Annotated in this window: 16 protein-coding genes; 11 read left to right on the forward strand and 5 right to left on the reverse strand. The window is 36.6% G+C overall.

Annotated elements, in window-relative coordinates; genetic code table 11:
- Nucleotides 1–13 precede the first annotated feature (13 nt).
- The 3 genes from CP352_RS03845 (at nt 14) to CP352_RS03855 (ending at nt 3,205) form a co-directional block, all read left to right on the forward strand.
- Nucleotides 14–793, forward strand: a complete 780-nt coding sequence (locus CP352_RS03845) for a DUF1828 domain-containing protein (RefSeq protein ID WP_089143113.1) — start codon at nt 14–16, stop codon at nt 791–793.
- A 360-nt stretch (nt 794–1,153) separates the two neighbouring features.
- Nucleotides 1,154–2,635, forward strand: a complete 1,482-nt coding sequence (locus tag CP352_RS03850) for an SLAP domain-containing protein (protein ID WP_089143114.1) — start codon at nt 1,154–1,156, stop codon at nt 2,633–2,635.
- A 108-nt stretch (nt 2,636–2,743) separates the two neighbouring features.
- Nucleotides 2,744–3,205 carry an aldolase gene (locus CP352_RS03855; protein WP_005718106.1) on the forward strand — a complete coding sequence of 154 codons (462 nt, stop codon included), beginning with the start codon at nt 2,744–2,746 and terminating at the stop codon, nt 3,203–3,205.
- Between the two features lie 108 nt (nt 3,206–3,313).
- Here the strand turns inward: CP352_RS03855 and CP352_RS03860 are convergent, their stop codons facing one another.
- The 3 genes from CP352_RS03860 to CP352_RS03870 form a co-directional block, all read right to left on the reverse strand.
- Nucleotides 3,314–4,210 (reverse strand): peptidylprolyl isomerase PrsA, encoded by an 897-nt coding sequence (locus CP352_RS03860; protein WP_089143115.1) that lies wholly within the window; start codon nt 4,208–4,210, stop codon nt 3,314–3,316.
- Nucleotides 4,211–4,328: 118 nt separating this feature from the next.
- On the reverse strand, nt 4,329–4,685 hold the full coding sequence (locus CP352_RS03865; protein WP_005718108.1) for a hypothetical protein: 357 nt from the start codon (nt 4,683–4,685) through the stop codon (nt 4,329–4,331).
- Nucleotides 4,686–4,694: 9 nt separating this feature from the next.
- Nucleotides 4,695–5,126 (reverse strand): HIT family protein, encoded by a 432-nt coding sequence (locus CP352_RS03870; protein WP_005718109.1) that lies wholly within the window; start codon nt 5,124–5,126, stop codon nt 4,695–4,697.
- 90 nt (nt 5,127–5,216) lie between these two features.
- On the opposite strand from CP352_RS03870, the gene CP352_RS03875 reads away from it, so the two are divergent.
- The 8 genes from CP352_RS03875 (at nt 5,217) to murC (ending at nt 11,139) form a co-directional block, all read left to right on the forward strand.
- Nucleotides 5,217–5,960 carry an ABC transporter ATP-binding protein gene (locus CP352_RS03875; RefSeq protein ID WP_013086703.1) on the forward strand — a complete coding sequence of 248 codons (744 nt, stop codon included), beginning with the start codon at nt 5,217–5,219 and terminating at the stop codon, nt 5,958–5,960.
- Nucleotides 5,953–7,164 carry an ABC transporter permease gene (locus tag CP352_RS03880; RefSeq protein WP_089143116.1) on the forward strand — a complete coding sequence of 404 codons (1,212 nt, stop codon included), beginning with the start codon at nt 5,953–5,955 and terminating at the stop codon, nt 7,162–7,164. Before CP352_RS03875 ends, CP352_RS03880 begins: the two co-directional genes overlap by 8 nt.
- A gap of 9 nt (nt 7,165–7,173) precedes the next feature.
- Nucleotides 7,174–7,830, forward strand: a complete 657-nt coding sequence (trmB, locus tag CP352_RS03885) for a tRNA (guanosine(46)-N7)-methyltransferase TrmB (RefSeq protein ID WP_005718114.1) — start codon at nt 7,174–7,176, stop codon at nt 7,828–7,830.
- A gap of 142 nt (nt 7,831–7,972) precedes the next feature.
- Nucleotides 7,973–8,200 (forward strand): hypothetical protein, encoded by a 228-nt coding sequence (locus CP352_RS11275; RefSeq protein WP_013086701.1) that lies wholly within the window; start codon nt 7,973–7,975, stop codon nt 8,198–8,200.
- A gap of 81 nt (nt 8,201–8,281) precedes the next feature.
- Nucleotides 8,282–8,461 carry a DUF805 domain-containing protein gene (locus CP352_RS11280; RefSeq protein ID WP_233186504.1) on the forward strand — a complete coding sequence of 60 codons (180 nt, stop codon included), beginning with the start codon at nt 8,282–8,284 and terminating at the stop codon, nt 8,459–8,461.
- A gap of 89 nt (nt 8,462–8,550) precedes the next feature.
- Entirely contained in the window at nt 8,551–8,871 is a 321-nt protein-coding gene (locus CP352_RS03895; RefSeq protein ID WP_005718117.1) for a thioredoxin family protein, read from the forward strand.
- 19 nt (nt 8,872–8,890) lie between these two features.
- Nucleotides 8,891–9,538, forward strand: coding sequence for a YtpR family tRNA-binding protein (gene ytpR, locus CP352_RS03900; protein ID WP_005723469.1), 648 nt, complete (start codon nt 8,891–8,893; stop codon nt 9,536–9,538).
- Between the two features lie 287 nt (nt 9,539–9,825).
- Entirely contained in the window at nt 9,826–11,139 is a 1,314-nt protein-coding gene (gene murC, locus CP352_RS03905) for a UDP-N-acetylmuramate--L-alanine ligase (protein WP_098034869.1), read from the forward strand.
- A 56-nt stretch (nt 11,140–11,195) separates the two neighbouring features.
- Here the strand turns inward: murC and CP352_RS03910 are convergent, their stop codons facing one another.
- Both CP352_RS03910 and CP352_RS03915 read right to left on the reverse strand, forming a co-directional pair.
- Nucleotides 11,196–12,530 (reverse strand): MATE family efflux transporter, encoded by a 1,335-nt coding sequence (locus CP352_RS03910; RefSeq protein WP_065989676.1) that lies wholly within the window; start codon nt 12,528–12,530, stop codon nt 11,196–11,198.
- Between the two features lie 107 nt (nt 12,531–12,637).
- The gene (locus CP352_RS03915) at nt 12,638–13,615 is read right to left on the reverse strand and encodes an SLAP domain-containing protein (protein WP_098034870.1); all 978 of its coding nucleotides are present in this window, start codon (nt 13,613–13,615) and stop codon (nt 12,638–12,640) included.
- Between the last annotated feature and the right edge of the window lie 57 nt (nt 13,616–13,672).

Raw genomic sequence — 13,672 nt, forward strand, 5'->3', positions numbered from 1 at the left:
AGAACAGTTAAATATGTTTGATGTAGAGAAAATGAAGAAAATATATTTTGACTGGATAGATAAAAAGATTCAATTTGTCCCTTCTAAAAATCAGGATTATATGACTATCACTACACCTTTTTTAGATATGTACAATGATTATATAGAATTAGTGATTGCACAAGGAAATACATCAAAATATATAATTAGTGATGATGGGTATACTATTAATGAGTTAGGGTTATTAGATATTAATTTAAACAGAAAATCTAAACGTAGGAACTACTTTCAATCGATTTTGATTAATTTTGGTGTGAAAAATCAGAATAATGAATTAATAATTGAATTTGATGACTTAGCCCAATTTCCAGATGCACAAAATAGGTTAACTCAATGTATGTTGCAAGCTTTTGATTTATTACAGACTTCTAAAAATAGTGTTATTAAGTATTTTAAAGAAGATGTAACAAATTATTTTATTGATAATAATATTCCAGTAGGAGAAGATTTGAGTTTACTAGGAAAAAGCGGACGGAATTCTAAGTTTGATATTGTGGTTGGACGTACAAGAAAAAAACCGCAACAAGCTATTAAGGTGGTGAATACGCCTATTAATTCTAATATAGCTAACCCTTTATTTAGAATTATTGATGTACGAGAAAGCCAACCTAAAACAGAATTTTCAGTTATTGCGAACAATATTAATAGTCCTGTTTCTAGTGATTTTAAGTCTGCCTTTAAGAACTATAATATTCCTGTTTATTCTTGGTCAGAAAGAGAGCAATGGCTTTCCAAATTTAAATTGGCAATGTGATAGTTGATTAAAGGTGTTGAGCTGAAATTGTAAATAATATTAGTTCTAGCATTAGGCAATATGGAACATTTAGAATAAGAAATAAGCATCACTGCAGTTGATTTGCAGGGATGCTTATTTTGTTTTGGTGAAAAATTGTGTCAATAATTTTTTGAACAAAGTTATTGACCAATTAGCTGAAGAATAATAACATGTTTATACAATTGAAAAGCAGAGATGTTTTTGGATAGATTAGAGACTTGTCTCCTTTCTATTTTTTTATTGATAAAAAGTTCAAGAGGTATACATTGATTTCCTCTTGGACTTTTTTGATGCATTGAATTGCTAAAGATGTTATAAAAATTAGGGTAGGGAATAAAAATGAAAGCATCAAAAAAATTAATTTTAGTATCGGCAGCTACGATAATGTTGACTGTACCTGTTTTAGCAAATAATCATTTGTCTAATCCAGTTGCTGCCGCAAGTCAAGATAATACACAAACTACTAAATTAACGTTCTATATTAACCACAATGCCTATGTTTACAATCATCAAGGTAAGCGTACCAAGAGCAAGATTAAGAAGGGAAAGTTACTAAAGGTGACTATATTGAAGCCTAAGGCAATTACTAACCCAAATCAAAGCAGGTATTTCTTCAATAATGTATTAGCTGGCAAGTATTTTTCGTTACCGACAGTAAGCATCAAGAAGACAGACTTTGTTAATATTGGCAAAAATAAATATATTAAGCCAGGCAACATTGGTAGAATCTCGCCAGGAAAATATCAATATGCGGATCTGTCAACTAAGGAAATTAAGGTAATTACCAAAAAGACTGCTCCAGTAACTAATCAAATAGGGATGCCAATTGCTGCTCCAATTAAGAAGGGAACTAAGCTTACAGTTGATCAGAACTATTATCATAATGTTGACGGCGCTGATGATTATTTGAGTAGTCTGGAATATTATCGGATTAAAGGTACTGATAAGTGGGTCAACCTACCTGATATCAAAAAGTCAACTCGGATTATGCCAAATAATTTTGCATTAGCTGCATCTACTGAAGATAATTATGTCATTGCCGGTAACTCAACGTATCTCTATAATATTGACGGTGAAATCGTTGATAAGAGTTATTTATTGATTCCAGATGTTAATGTTGGCGTTGATCGAGCTCTTTATATTTGGAACAAGCAAACTAAACAAGCTGATCTATATTATCATCTTACGGCTAACAAAAAATTGGTCTGGGTTCCAGCTCTTGATGGAACAGGCAAGACTGGTACTACGATTACCAGCAACGGCTCATATGCTCACCAAACTAAAGATACAGCAAATACTTTTGTTAAAGCTAGTGATGTGACAAGTCAAAATCCAGTTGCATTAAAAGTTGATAATACACCAAGCGAAGCACAAGCAGATGCAAGTCAGGCCACTTCTAGTGACTATGGTGAGTTGCAAGCCTTAGTTGATCGAGCAGGTCAAATTAAAAAATCGACTTTATATCGTTTGACTGAAAAAGCACAGCAAGAAAGATATGATTTGGCCGTTGATAACGCACAAAAGTTATTGACTAACAAGAATACTTCTATTGCGGCAGTTAAGCAGGCTAGTTGGCAAATTAAATACGATCAAAGTAAATTAGACGGACAAAAAGTTTGGGTTAAAAACATGAATAAACTAACTAAGGCAGAAAAGTCTTGGGTAGTTTCATTGGCTAATTGTGATATCCATGGTGATTTACAAAAAGAATATGCTGGCTTTTATAAAGGTAAAATTGCGGTAGTGACTTATAATAAAAAGACTTTCAAGAGTGAACTTGTACGCTACTTGAAGTTGTCTGATTATGCTACTGATAAATAAAATTAAAGAGCTCAAGAATGCTTTAATGATGAAGCATCTTGAGCCTTTTGATTTTTAGTAAAAAAATATCCAAGACTGAAATCTTGAATACTCATTGGAGCTGGAACTGTGCTTGATGAGGCAACTGCTAGAATGGCGATTGTTTCAGGAGCTAGATTCGTTGTTAGCCCATCTTTTAACGAAAATACTGCTAAGGAATGCAATCTGTATGCGGTTCCTTACATGCCCGGTTGCTTTAGTCCAACGGAAATTCAATCTGCTTTAACTTATGGTGCTGACGTAGTCAAAATCTTCCCAGGTTCAATTGCTGGTAAAGGCATTATTTCTGAAATTCATGGACCTTTCCCATATGTTAATGTAATGCCAAGTGGTGGTGTATCATTAGGAAATATGCATGAATGGTTTGCTAGTGGTGCCTATGTTGTTGGTGTAGGTGGCGGATTAGTTGGACCTGCTAAAAATGATGATTATAAAGCTGTATTGCATAATGCTCAAGCTTTTCATAATGAATTTCAAAGTATTATTTATGCCAACTCAGCTGTTACTAGGAAGGTGCCAGTGAAGGCATAGTTTTTTTGGGGGGGAATATGACACCCCTATTTAAAAAATAAATTAATGAAATAAAAAAAACGTCGAATCCATTCAGATTCGGCGTTTTTGATTAACTAAATATATTTGTTACTTAGTAGTTGAAACGTATGATGATAATACATCCTTCAAGTCGCTATCCTTGATTGAAACGTCAGCCTTCTTCAAAACAGTAGCAATAACGTCTTTCATAGTAGCTTGGTCTTGAGCCATTGATGCGTAAATTTGATCATCAATAGCCTTCTTGTGGTCAGCAAACTTACCCTTAGCTGGGTGGCTGATCATCTTGATTACGTGGTAACCGGATTGTGACTTAACTGGAGTTGAAGTAACTTCACCAGTCTTAAGCTTGAAGGCAGCGGTCTTGAATGAGTTGTCTAAAGTAGTGTCAGTTGAGTCGAATGATGGCAACTTACCAGCCTTGTTCTTAGTAGCAGTATCAAGTGAGTACTTCTTAGCTAAAACCTTGAAGCTCTTGCCATCTTTCAATTGCTTGATGATGCTTTGAGCAGTTGACTTCTTAGCAACCAAGATGTGTTGAACAGTTACCTTAGGTTGGTAGCTCTTCCAAGCTTGTTGTTCTTGCTTCTTAGTAACTTTCTTAATGTGCTTCAATGCTTGTTCAGAAAGAAGGTTAGTCTTAATGTTTTGCTTGAAGCTTGAAGCAGTCATACCGTTTTGTTGTAAAACAGCACTAAATTGTGAGCCGTATTGCTTCTTGTAGTTGTTGTATTGCTTGTCGACTTTCTTTTGAGATACGTACTTGCCGTATTGTTGTTCCAAAGCGCGGTTGATGATCATGTTAGCCAAAGTTGACTTACCGGCTTGTGACTTCTTCATCTCATCGTAGTATTGTTCTTGAGTAATCTTGCCACCCTTGTATGAAGCAACAGTAGCCTTAGTGCCGCTATTAGAACAAGCAGCAGTTGATAATGCAACGCCAGCTACAGCTACGACTGCAGCAATTTTTTTCATATAACTCTTCATAAAAATAATATCTCCACATCCTTAAATAAGTAACTGTTCATTAATATACCATAAAAAAGGGCGTTTCGTTTTCAAATTACGAATTTTCACAGAAAAATCAAATTTTCTTTATTTTTTCTTAGTTCTTTGTGTCTTGTGAGTTAGTATCTGGCACGATGTTTTCCAAATCTTGGTTCAATTTATCGCTCTTTTTTTCTATGCGGTTAACGATAGGTTGAATATGGTCGGAATAATGTTCAACACTATCATTAATATCACTAATTGTACGTTCAGCTGTTGGCATTTGTTCATTTAATTCTTGACTAGCCTTTTTAGCTTTTTGCAAGGCAGAATTAAAGCGTTGGCTTTCATGTTTAATTGCTTCGAACTCATCTTTTAATGGCTTGCCTGGGCGATTACCATTGCTATCTTTCATACAGGAAAAAACTAGCCCAGCTGTTGCACCAAAAACTGTGCCTAATAAGAAATGTTTCATTTTTAACCTCTAAAATTGTGCCTTAATTTTGTTAGCAACTTCGTTGTATTTAGCTTCATCGTATTTGTCAGCGTTGTTGCGGGTCATCAGCTTCAAGCCGTCGCCTTCAAAACGAGGAATGAAGTGAATGTGTGAGTGCATAACTACTTGATTTGCGGCCTTACCATTATTAGTAGTAATGTTCATTGCAGTAACATTAGGGAAGGCTGCCTTAATTGCATTAGCAATTTCAGGAATATATTGTAAATAGCGTTGTGCGTCTTCCTTGGTGTAGTCAAACAAGTTAACGATGTGCTTTTTTGGCACCATTAAGGTGTGGCCTGGGTTAACTTGAGAAATATCTAAGAAGGCCTTAACATCGTCATTTTCAAAAACGGTATAGCTAGGAATTTCACCGCGGATAATTTTGCAGAATAAACAATCTTTGTCTAAATTTTCCATAATAAAACCTCATATCCTTGTACTTTAGTTTACTATTAAATCCATGCTATCATAATAAAGGTATAAATTCAGTAAAGAAAGATAGGAAAAATGACATTAAAAATTGAACATTTAACGGGAGGCTACACGGGTGTCCCGGTTATTAAAGATATTAATTTGGAAATTAAGCCGGGTGAGGCACTAGGCTTGATTGGGCTAAACGGCGCGGGAAAGTCAACTACGATTAAACATATTTTGGGTTTACTTCGCCCGCAAAAGGGTAAGATCAGCTTGAACGATGTTGTATTGACGCAGCAACCAACTAAGTTTAAGCGTGAAGTAGCTTATATTCCAGAAACACCGATTTTGTATCCGGAATTGACTTTAAAGGAACATTTGGAGCTAACCATGTTGAGTTACCACTTGGATGAAAATAAAGCATGGGAACGCGCACATGAGCTGCTTAAGATGTTCAGACTTGATGACAAGCTAGAATGGCTGCCGATTCACTTCTCCAAGGGGATGCGCCAGAAAGTAATGATTGTCTCTGCCTTTTTAGCAGATACTAGTTTGCTTGTAATTGATGAACCATTTACTGGCCTTGATCCTTTGGCAGTTGCTAACTTAATCGATTTAATAAAAAAAGCAATTGCTGACAAAAAGATGGTCTTAATGACTACTCACGTTTTAGCTGATGCACAGCAAGCGATTTCGAATTATGCTGTGTTAAACCGCGGCACGATCGAAGTTGTGGGGAGTTTGCAAGAAATTCGTCAGCACTATGGCCTTAAGCCAGATGATCCTTTTGACAAGTTATACCTTGCTTTGAATAGAGAGGATAATGGCAATGCATGAGTTAGCGAATAGAAGGTTGAGCGAGAATCTTAAACAATCAGTAAAATATTTGACGCTGGTGTTTAATGACTTCTTTATTTTAGCGTTGATCTTTTTGTTTGGGGCGCTGATGTTCTGGTATGCCCAAGCTATGCGCGTAATTCCCAATAATCTGTGGTTCTATAAGCCACTTGTCGGCTTTATCATGTGGTTGCCATTATTAGCTGGTCGATTAGTTACCTTATTAAAAGAGGCCGACATGCAATTTCTGTTTACGCAAGATGAACAAATGGGTGAATATCTGAAGCCGATGATTCGTTACAGTATGGTGCTGCCAACAATTCTGATTGTTTTGCTTGGCGGAATTCTGTTTCCGTTTGCGACGGTAAAAGCTGGAATCCCAGTTTGGTCATATGTAATCCTGATTATCAGCACTGTTTTATTAAAATTGTGTATGTTGCTGATTGAAAAAGAGAGTTTGTACTTCTACTACAATTATCCGCAATGGATATTATTAGTGATAACTCTGGCAGCTTTGTTGATTGGCTCACTAGGATCATTTATTTATCCAATTGAAGTTGTAGTATTAATGGTAATTACACATTTTGGTACTAAAAAAGAAAAGGGCGTCTTTAACTGGCGCTATGCGATTAAAACTGAACAAGCTAGAAAAGATCGCGTTTATTCAATCTTCAGTATGTTTACCGATGTGGCAGAAAAGCAAGTTACAATCAAACGCAGAAGATACCTCGACTTTCTTTTACCAAAATCATTGGCTAAGGAAAATCCTAATTTGTTCTTGTATCGGAGATCACTTTTGCGTAATCCAGAATACTTGAACTTATTAGTCAGAATGACTGTCTTTGCAATCTTGGTATCGTGGTTAGTGCAAGATTGGCGTTGGGCACTAGGCCTTTCATGCTTGGTAATCTTTTTAACGGTCTATCAATTATTGCCAATGGCAACAGAGTTTGACCGCAACTTCATGTACCGCGTTTACCCAATTGAACGGCAAAATCGTGGCAGGGACTTGGTAAAGGTGTTGACAATGGGCTTGTTTATTCAATGGCTCTTGATTAGTGTCTGCTGGTTAATTGTGCTACCAATTAATGTTAACTTGTTTGAAGCGATGGCAATTTTACTTGGTTTCACTATGATTGTAACTGCCACTTACTTGCCAGGCAGAGTTAAAAAAATGAATCAAAAAAATTTTGGAATTAGATAGGAATAGAGAATGAGATTAAGAAATAAACCTTGGGCTGTTAAGCTTGTAAACGACCATCCAGAAAGTGTTTTGCAAAATCCTGATCCTGAAAAAAAGATCGACTGGACTGAACGATTTGGTAATGATCATCCCATCGAAATTGAAGTAGGTTCTGGTAAGGGACATTTCATTACTACGTTAGCTGAACAAAATCCTGATAAAAATTATGTTGCATTAGAATTGCAAACTACGGCTGCGGGGATCATCTTGCGAACAAAGTTGGAAAAGGGCTTGGATAATTTACAAATCTTACGCGGGGATGCGGCTGACATCAACTGCTTCTTTCCAGCAAATAGCACCAATGTTATCTACTTGAATTTTAGCGATCCATGGCCAAAGACTCGTCATGAAAAGCGTCGTTTGACTTACAAGAGTTTTTTGAGCAAGTATGAACAAGTTCTGAAGCCAGAAGGACATATTGAATTTAAAACCGACAATGCGGGCTTGTATGCTTACTCTGTTCAGAGCTTGAATAATTATGGAATGAAGTTTGATTTTGTTTCAGTTGATCTTCATCATGAAAAGCCAGAGATTGTGGAAAAGAATATTGAAACAGAATACGAGCATAAATTTGCAGCTAAGGGTAATCCAATTTATGCTTTGCACGCTCATTTTGAGGATGAATAGTTTGAAGCGTCTAGAGTTACAGCAGATAAACTCTAGGCGTTTTTTAATGCTTTATTGGATAGAATCTTGCTACTAGCTCATCGCTTTAGTTATTTTGTTTTAGAATAGAACTGTAAGATTTCAGATTATTGGAGGGAAAATTATGGAAGATAAACCTTATTATGAACAAGAATATCACGAACCTAAAACTGATATTCCTAGACCAACTTTTGGACAAGCATTCAAACTTTTGTTTACTGCACCATTTAAGTGGAATGCACGTAGTACTCGTCGTGGATTTTGGTATGCCTATGTTTGGGCAATTATTTTGCTAGTCATTTTAGCAGCATGTTCAGCTACGGCATATTCAATTGATGGCATTGCTTATTAAAGTAATGAATTCTTCTTATTAACGCACGTTTCAACTGGTACACTTATTATTCAAATAATTATCTATCTACTGATTATTTGGATCTTATTAGGCTTACTTGGCTTTACCATAAGAAGATTGCATGATACTGACCACACCGGTTGGTGGTACTGGATCTCGGTTATTCCATTTGGGTATTTGTTTTTACTTTACTTCATGGTTTTGCCAACTGTTGAAAAACCAGTTCGTTGGGGCAGTTATCTATTTAAAGAAAAGAAATAATTGTAAGATTCAATTTCTAGCTTTTTAGTTAAAGAATGGTTATAATAATATCGACTTATAAAAAGTAAGAAATACATGAGGTATGAAAAATGGAAAAGATTAAAGAATTAACTGAAGATCAATTAAAGGAAATTACTAAAGAAGGACGTACTGTGCTTGAATTCTCAGCTGATTGGTGCCCAGACTGCAAGTTTCTTGCTCCATTTATGCCTGAAATTGAAAAAGATTTTTCTGATGCAAAATTCTACGAAATTGACCGCGACGGTTCAATTGACATAGCAAAAAAATTAATGATTATGGGAATTCCTTCATTTGTTGTCTACCAAGATGGCAAAGAAATTGGTAGACTAGTAAATAAGGACCGTAAAACTAAAGATGAAGTGGAAAACTTTTTACGATCACTTGACTAATAGAGGAGAATAAAAAAGCATGATTACTAGTACTAATAAAGAAGCTTATCCTAACACTTTGATCGTTATCTTAGGTCACGATGAAGGCCGTAGCTCATTTGAGGAAAAAGAAGACGTTACTCGCGTAACTAACGATGAAGGCAAGACCATTGGTTACAACTTCTTCAACGTTGATAAGTTAGTTGACTTTGATAAGTTACCAAATGGTCCAGTTAAGTTGTCAGACGATGAGCTTGTTGCACTGAACAAGAAGCTTGATGAAGTTGGTTTTACTGACAAGTTAGCATATGGCAAGCCAACTTTAGTTTATGGCTACGTTAAGACTTGTGAACCACACCCTGATTCAGATCACTTACACGTAACTACTGTTGAGGTTGCTGATGGTGAAGAACACCAAATCGTTTGTGGTGCACCAAATATCGCTCAAGGTCAAAAAGTAGTTGTTGCACTTCCAGGTACTTTAATGCCAAATGGTGCACAAATTTGGCCAGGTGAATTGCGCGGTGTTGATTCATACGGCATGATTTGTTCAGCTCGTGAATTAGGTTTGCCACACGCACCACAAAAGCGCGGGATCATGGTTGTTCCTGATAGCTTCGAAGTTGGTGCAGAATTTGAACCAACTAAGTGTGATGAACTGATCGCTAGTGGTGAAATTACTTTATAATTTGAATAAAGCAAAAATAAAAAGTTGACCAGTTGGTGCAAAAAAGCTAATTGATCAACTTTTTTATTTTGTCTAAGAAAAGCCACCAGTTTCACCTTTTAAGGAGCTAGTGAACCAATTTTGTGGGAAATAGTTTTACCCGTAAGATCTTTAATGATCAAATGATCGACAGTATTAACATAATTGTCGTTTTCATCATAGATTTCTTTTGATTTTAAAAATTTTAGCATAAGAAAAATGGTAAAATAGTTAACGAATAAAAACGTTAAAAATTCGAGGGTAAATAAATGTTAGACAAGAATAAGCAAATTTGGTTCATTGGTATTAAGGGTACAGGTATGGCATCCCTTGCCTTGCTTTTACATGACTTAGGCTATGATGTAGCAGGTAGTGACATTGAAAAATATACCTTTACGCAAGTGCCACTTGAAAATGTGGGCATTGATGTTAAAAACTTTAACCCGGATAACATCAAGAGCAATGATGAACAAGTAATTGTTAAAGGGAATGCTTTTAAAGAAGACAATCCAGAAGTTAAAGCTTGCCTTGAAAAGGGTGTTAAGTGGCAATCATATCCAGATACTGTTGAAGAAATTGTGCAAATGCATACTTCAATTGGTATTTCAGGCACTCACGGCAAGACCTCAACTACCAGTCTTTTATCACACGTCTTAGGTGAAGTTGCCCCAACTTCATACTTAATCGGTGATGGTCGCGGCAAGGGCGTGGCAAATTCACGTTTCTTTGTTTATGAAGCTGATGAATATCGTCGTCACTTCTTGGCATATCACCCAGATTACCAAATTATGACTAACATCGACTTTGACCACCCAGACTACTTCAAGGATCAAGACGATTACACCAGCGCATTCCAATCAGCAGCTGATCAAACTAAGAAGGCATTGTTTGTATGGGGCGATGACAAGCGTCTTCAAAGCCTTAAGACTGATATTCCTAAATACACTTACGGCTTTAACGATACTGATGACTTCCAAGCTACTGACATTAAGAAGTCAACTACTGGTTCTAGGTTCCATGTTTTAGCACATGGCAAGGATCTTGGCGAATTTGAAATTCACTTGTTTGGTGACCACAGCATTTTGAACTCAACTGCTGTTATTGCGGTTGCCTACACTGAAAAGGTACCAATGGATGACATTCGTGATGGTCTTCTTACCTTCAAGGGTGCTAAGCGTAGATTTAGCGAAAAAGACTTTGGCGACATTGCAGTTATTGATGACTATGCTCACCACCCAACTGAAATGCGTGCAACTATCCAAGCTGCTCGTCAAAAGTTCCCAGACAAGAAGTTGGTTGTCGTCTTCCAACCACACACTTTCTCAAGAACTAAGAAGTACCAAAAGGACTTCGAAGAAATTTTACGTGGTGTAGATAAGGCTTACGTAACTCCAATTTATGCTTCAGCTCGTGAAGCTAATGGTGATATTTCAAGTGAAGACTTGGTTAAGAATATCCCAGGTTCAGAAGTTATCGACTTAAACAATATTGCTGATTTGACCAAGAATAAGAATTCAGTCATTGTCTTTATGGGTGCAGGTGATATTCCTAAGTATGAAGATGCTTTTGAAAAGTTGCTTTAATTGAAAGATAAGCATGAAAAAAACTGTTCTCAATAAGAGAGCAGTTTTTATTTTGGCTAATCTTTGATTTTATCCTTGAGATCCAGGCTCTTTTCATAAATAAAGTAACCGATGATGCAGGTGATGATATCACTGGCTGCTTGAGCCCAAACGATACCGTGGTAACCAAATGTGACTTTTAGAATTTCTAATGCGATAAAGTAGACAACGCCTTGACGAGTAATTGCCATGATGAAGGCAGCCCAAGCATTACCAACTGATTGGAAGACGGTAGTGTAAACTAAAATGATACCAACGATTGGTGTGGTAATAATAGTGGCAATTAACATATAACTACCAGCGTTGACGATATCTGGTTGATTCATAAATAGAGCGGTGACTGGACGAGCAAATAAAATTAATAATCCGCCTGAAATTACAGCATAAACAACTTGCACAAGAATATCGAAGTTTAGAATTTTCTTTAATCGTTTCCAGTTTTTAGCACCATAGTTGTAACCAATTAAAGGTTGTGAACCAAAGGCAAAACCAACGATTACCAAGATAACGATACTGTAAATCTTTTGGGTGATTCCCATTGCGGCAACTTTGTTTGCACCGTATAGAGCTAAAGATGAGTTAAGAAGTGCCATGCCAAAGCTTTGAGCGAAGTTGGTGATTGAACCGGGGATGCCGATTGCTACGATATCTTTGATTGTTTTGCCGCTAATTTTGCTATATTTTAGCTTTAATTTGATGTAGTCAGTTTTGTATAAAACGTAGTAAATGAGAATAGCATCAGTGACTAGATAACCTGTAACGTTGGCAATCCCAACACCGATTGCACCCATTTTGAAAACAAACAAGAAAATAGGATCAAGGATGATAGCTAAAATGGTTCCCGTCATTGTAGCAACCATTGCTTGGGTAGCTAAACCTTCTGTTCTGATTAAGTTCTGCGGAATGATTGAGAAGATAATTGGCGCAGCACCAATTGATATTACACGATAAAAATCGGCAGCATCTTGATAGGTGGCAGCTTTTGCTCCTAAAAGATGAAGGATCGGATTTTCCAAAATTAGTAAAATGGCTGTTAGTATTAAACCAGTAACAAATCCACCGATCATACAAAAACTGCTTACACGTTTACTTAATTGATAATTTCTTTCACCGAATAGCCGTGAAATTAGTGAAGATCCACCGAGCCCAAAAATGTCAGAAACAGCGATTAAAAAAGTAAAAAGTGGAGCACCAATCGTAATTCCTGCTACTAGATTTGTATCACCCGTTTTGGCAACAAACATTGTGTCTGCCAGGTTGTAGATCATGGTAGTGATCATCCCTAGAACAACTGGCAATGCTAGCTTAAAGTAGACCTTTTTGATCGGGGCTTTAGCAAATAATTCATCCATATATTTTCTCCCACATTGAAAAAAGCGGCCTAGAAAGATACTTTGAGGAAAACCTCACGATTCTAGGTCGCCATATATTATCGTTAATTTAATTTTAGCATATTATCTTAATTAGCAAGGTGATTATCTAAATTGAAGTTGCCTTGGAATTCATCTGTGGTGCTTTCTTGATCCATACCATATTCAGCATCGTCGCCCCAGTAAATGTATTGTGCATTTTTGCCCTTGGTACCGGCAATTCTGAAGTAAAGTGCAGCGCTGTCGCCTTTACCAGTGGTCTTGGTGGCATCTACCTTAACTTTTTGACCAATCTTGAGCAACTTGCTAGTTGACTTGAGCTTATTATTTAAAACGTGGATCTTGTTTAAAATAGTGGCTGTAGTGGTGCCAGAAGCTTGGTAAAGAGTGTTGCCGTTAACAAAACCAGCATTTGAAGCATAAATATAAGCACCGTTGCCTAAAGCATAAAATGGCTTGCCCTTGATAGTGGTTGTATTCAAACTTCTTTTCTTAGATCCGCTAAGATTTGCAAAGTAGAAAAATACGTCATTCTTAGTTGTGGCGTGGGTTTTAGCTGGCGTTTTAACTAGCATATATTTAGGAATAAGCGACATACCATTGAAAGTAGTGCGGTGACCGTTTTTATCATAAATGCGAGAGTTGGAACTCAAGATTAAAACATTTTGTCCATCCATTGAGCTAACATTCAAAGATTTGATGTAGCGTTTTTTACCGATGTTAACGTAAGAAGCGGTAGTATAGTGGTAGTTCTTAGAAGTTTTTGCATCTACTTTTTTACCTTGGATCAGGATAGGCTTGCCATAATATTTAAAACTTGAGCCTGATTTAACCGTTGAAGCAACAGTCATCTTCTTGCCATTGACTTTTTGGGTAGTGGTAGTGGCATTGCCTTTGCTGTTGAAGACTTGAACTGTGCCGTTAAAGGATTTCTTGAGAGTAACTTTACCTTTTTGTGATTGCGTAGCTGCTTGAACTGTGTGAACAGGTTGATTGATAATGGCAGCTGCTGGTGCAACACTGATTAATAAAGCTGCTGCGATAGTTGCTAATTTTTTAGTAGTCATATTTGTCTCCTTTGTAATAATCCATTAAGTTGATTTTAGCACTTATGAGACTATAAA

It is taken from the genome of Lactobacillus sp. UMNPBX1 (genome assembly GCF_002554085.1).
Classification (GTDB): Bacteria; Bacillota; Bacilli; order Lactobacillales; family Lactobacillaceae; genus Lactobacillus; species Lactobacillus crispatus.

Coding starts and splice junctions, on each gene's coding strand:
- CP352_RS03845 (WP_089143113.1), top strand. CDS start 14: ATGTTTGATGTAGAGAAAATGAAGAAAATATATTTTGACTGGATAGAT.
- CP352_RS03850 (WP_089143114.1), top strand. CDS start 1,154: ATGAAAGCATCAAAAAAATTAATTTTAGTATCGGCAGCTACGATAATG.
- CP352_RS03860 (WP_089143115.1), bottom strand. CDS start 4,210: ATGAAGAGTTATATGAAAAAAATTGCTGCAGTCGTAGCTGTAGCTGGC.
- CP352_RS03865 (WP_005718108.1), bottom strand. CDS start 4,685: ATGAAACATTTCTTATTAGGCACAGTTTTTGGTGCAACAGCTGGGCTA.
- CP352_RS03870 (WP_005718109.1), bottom strand. CDS start 5,126: ATGGAAAATTTAGACAAAGATTGTTTATTCTGCAAAATTATCCGCGGT.
- CP352_RS03875 (WP_013086703.1), top strand. CDS start 5,217: ATGACATTAAAAATTGAACATTTAACGGGAGGCTACACGGGTGTCCCG.
- CP352_RS03880 (WP_089143116.1), top strand. CDS start 5,953: ATGCATGAGTTAGCGAATAGAAGGTTGAGCGAGAATCTTAAACAATCA.
- trmB (WP_005718114.1), top strand. CDS start 7,174: ATGAGATTAAGAAATAAACCTTGGGCTGTTAAGCTTGTAAACGACCAT.
- CP352_RS11275 (WP_013086701.1), top strand. CDS start 7,973: ATGGAAGATAAACCTTATTATGAACAAGAATATCACGAACCTAAAACT.
- CP352_RS03895 (WP_005718117.1), top strand. CDS start 8,551: ATGGAAAAGATTAAAGAATTAACTGAAGATCAATTAAAGGAAATTACT.
- ytpR (WP_005723469.1), top strand. CDS start 8,891: ATGATTACTAGTACTAATAAAGAAGCTTATCCTAACACTTTGATCGTT.
- murC (WP_098034869.1), top strand. CDS start 9,826: ATGTTAGACAAGAATAAGCAAATTTGGTTCATTGGTATTAAGGGTACA.
- CP352_RS03910 (WP_065989676.1), bottom strand. CDS start 12,530: ATGGATGAATTATTTGCTAAAGCCCCGATCAAAAAGGTCTACTTTAAG.
- CP352_RS03915 (WP_098034870.1), bottom strand. CDS start 13,615: ATGACTACTAAAAAATTAGCAACTATCGCAGCAGCTTTATTAATCAGT.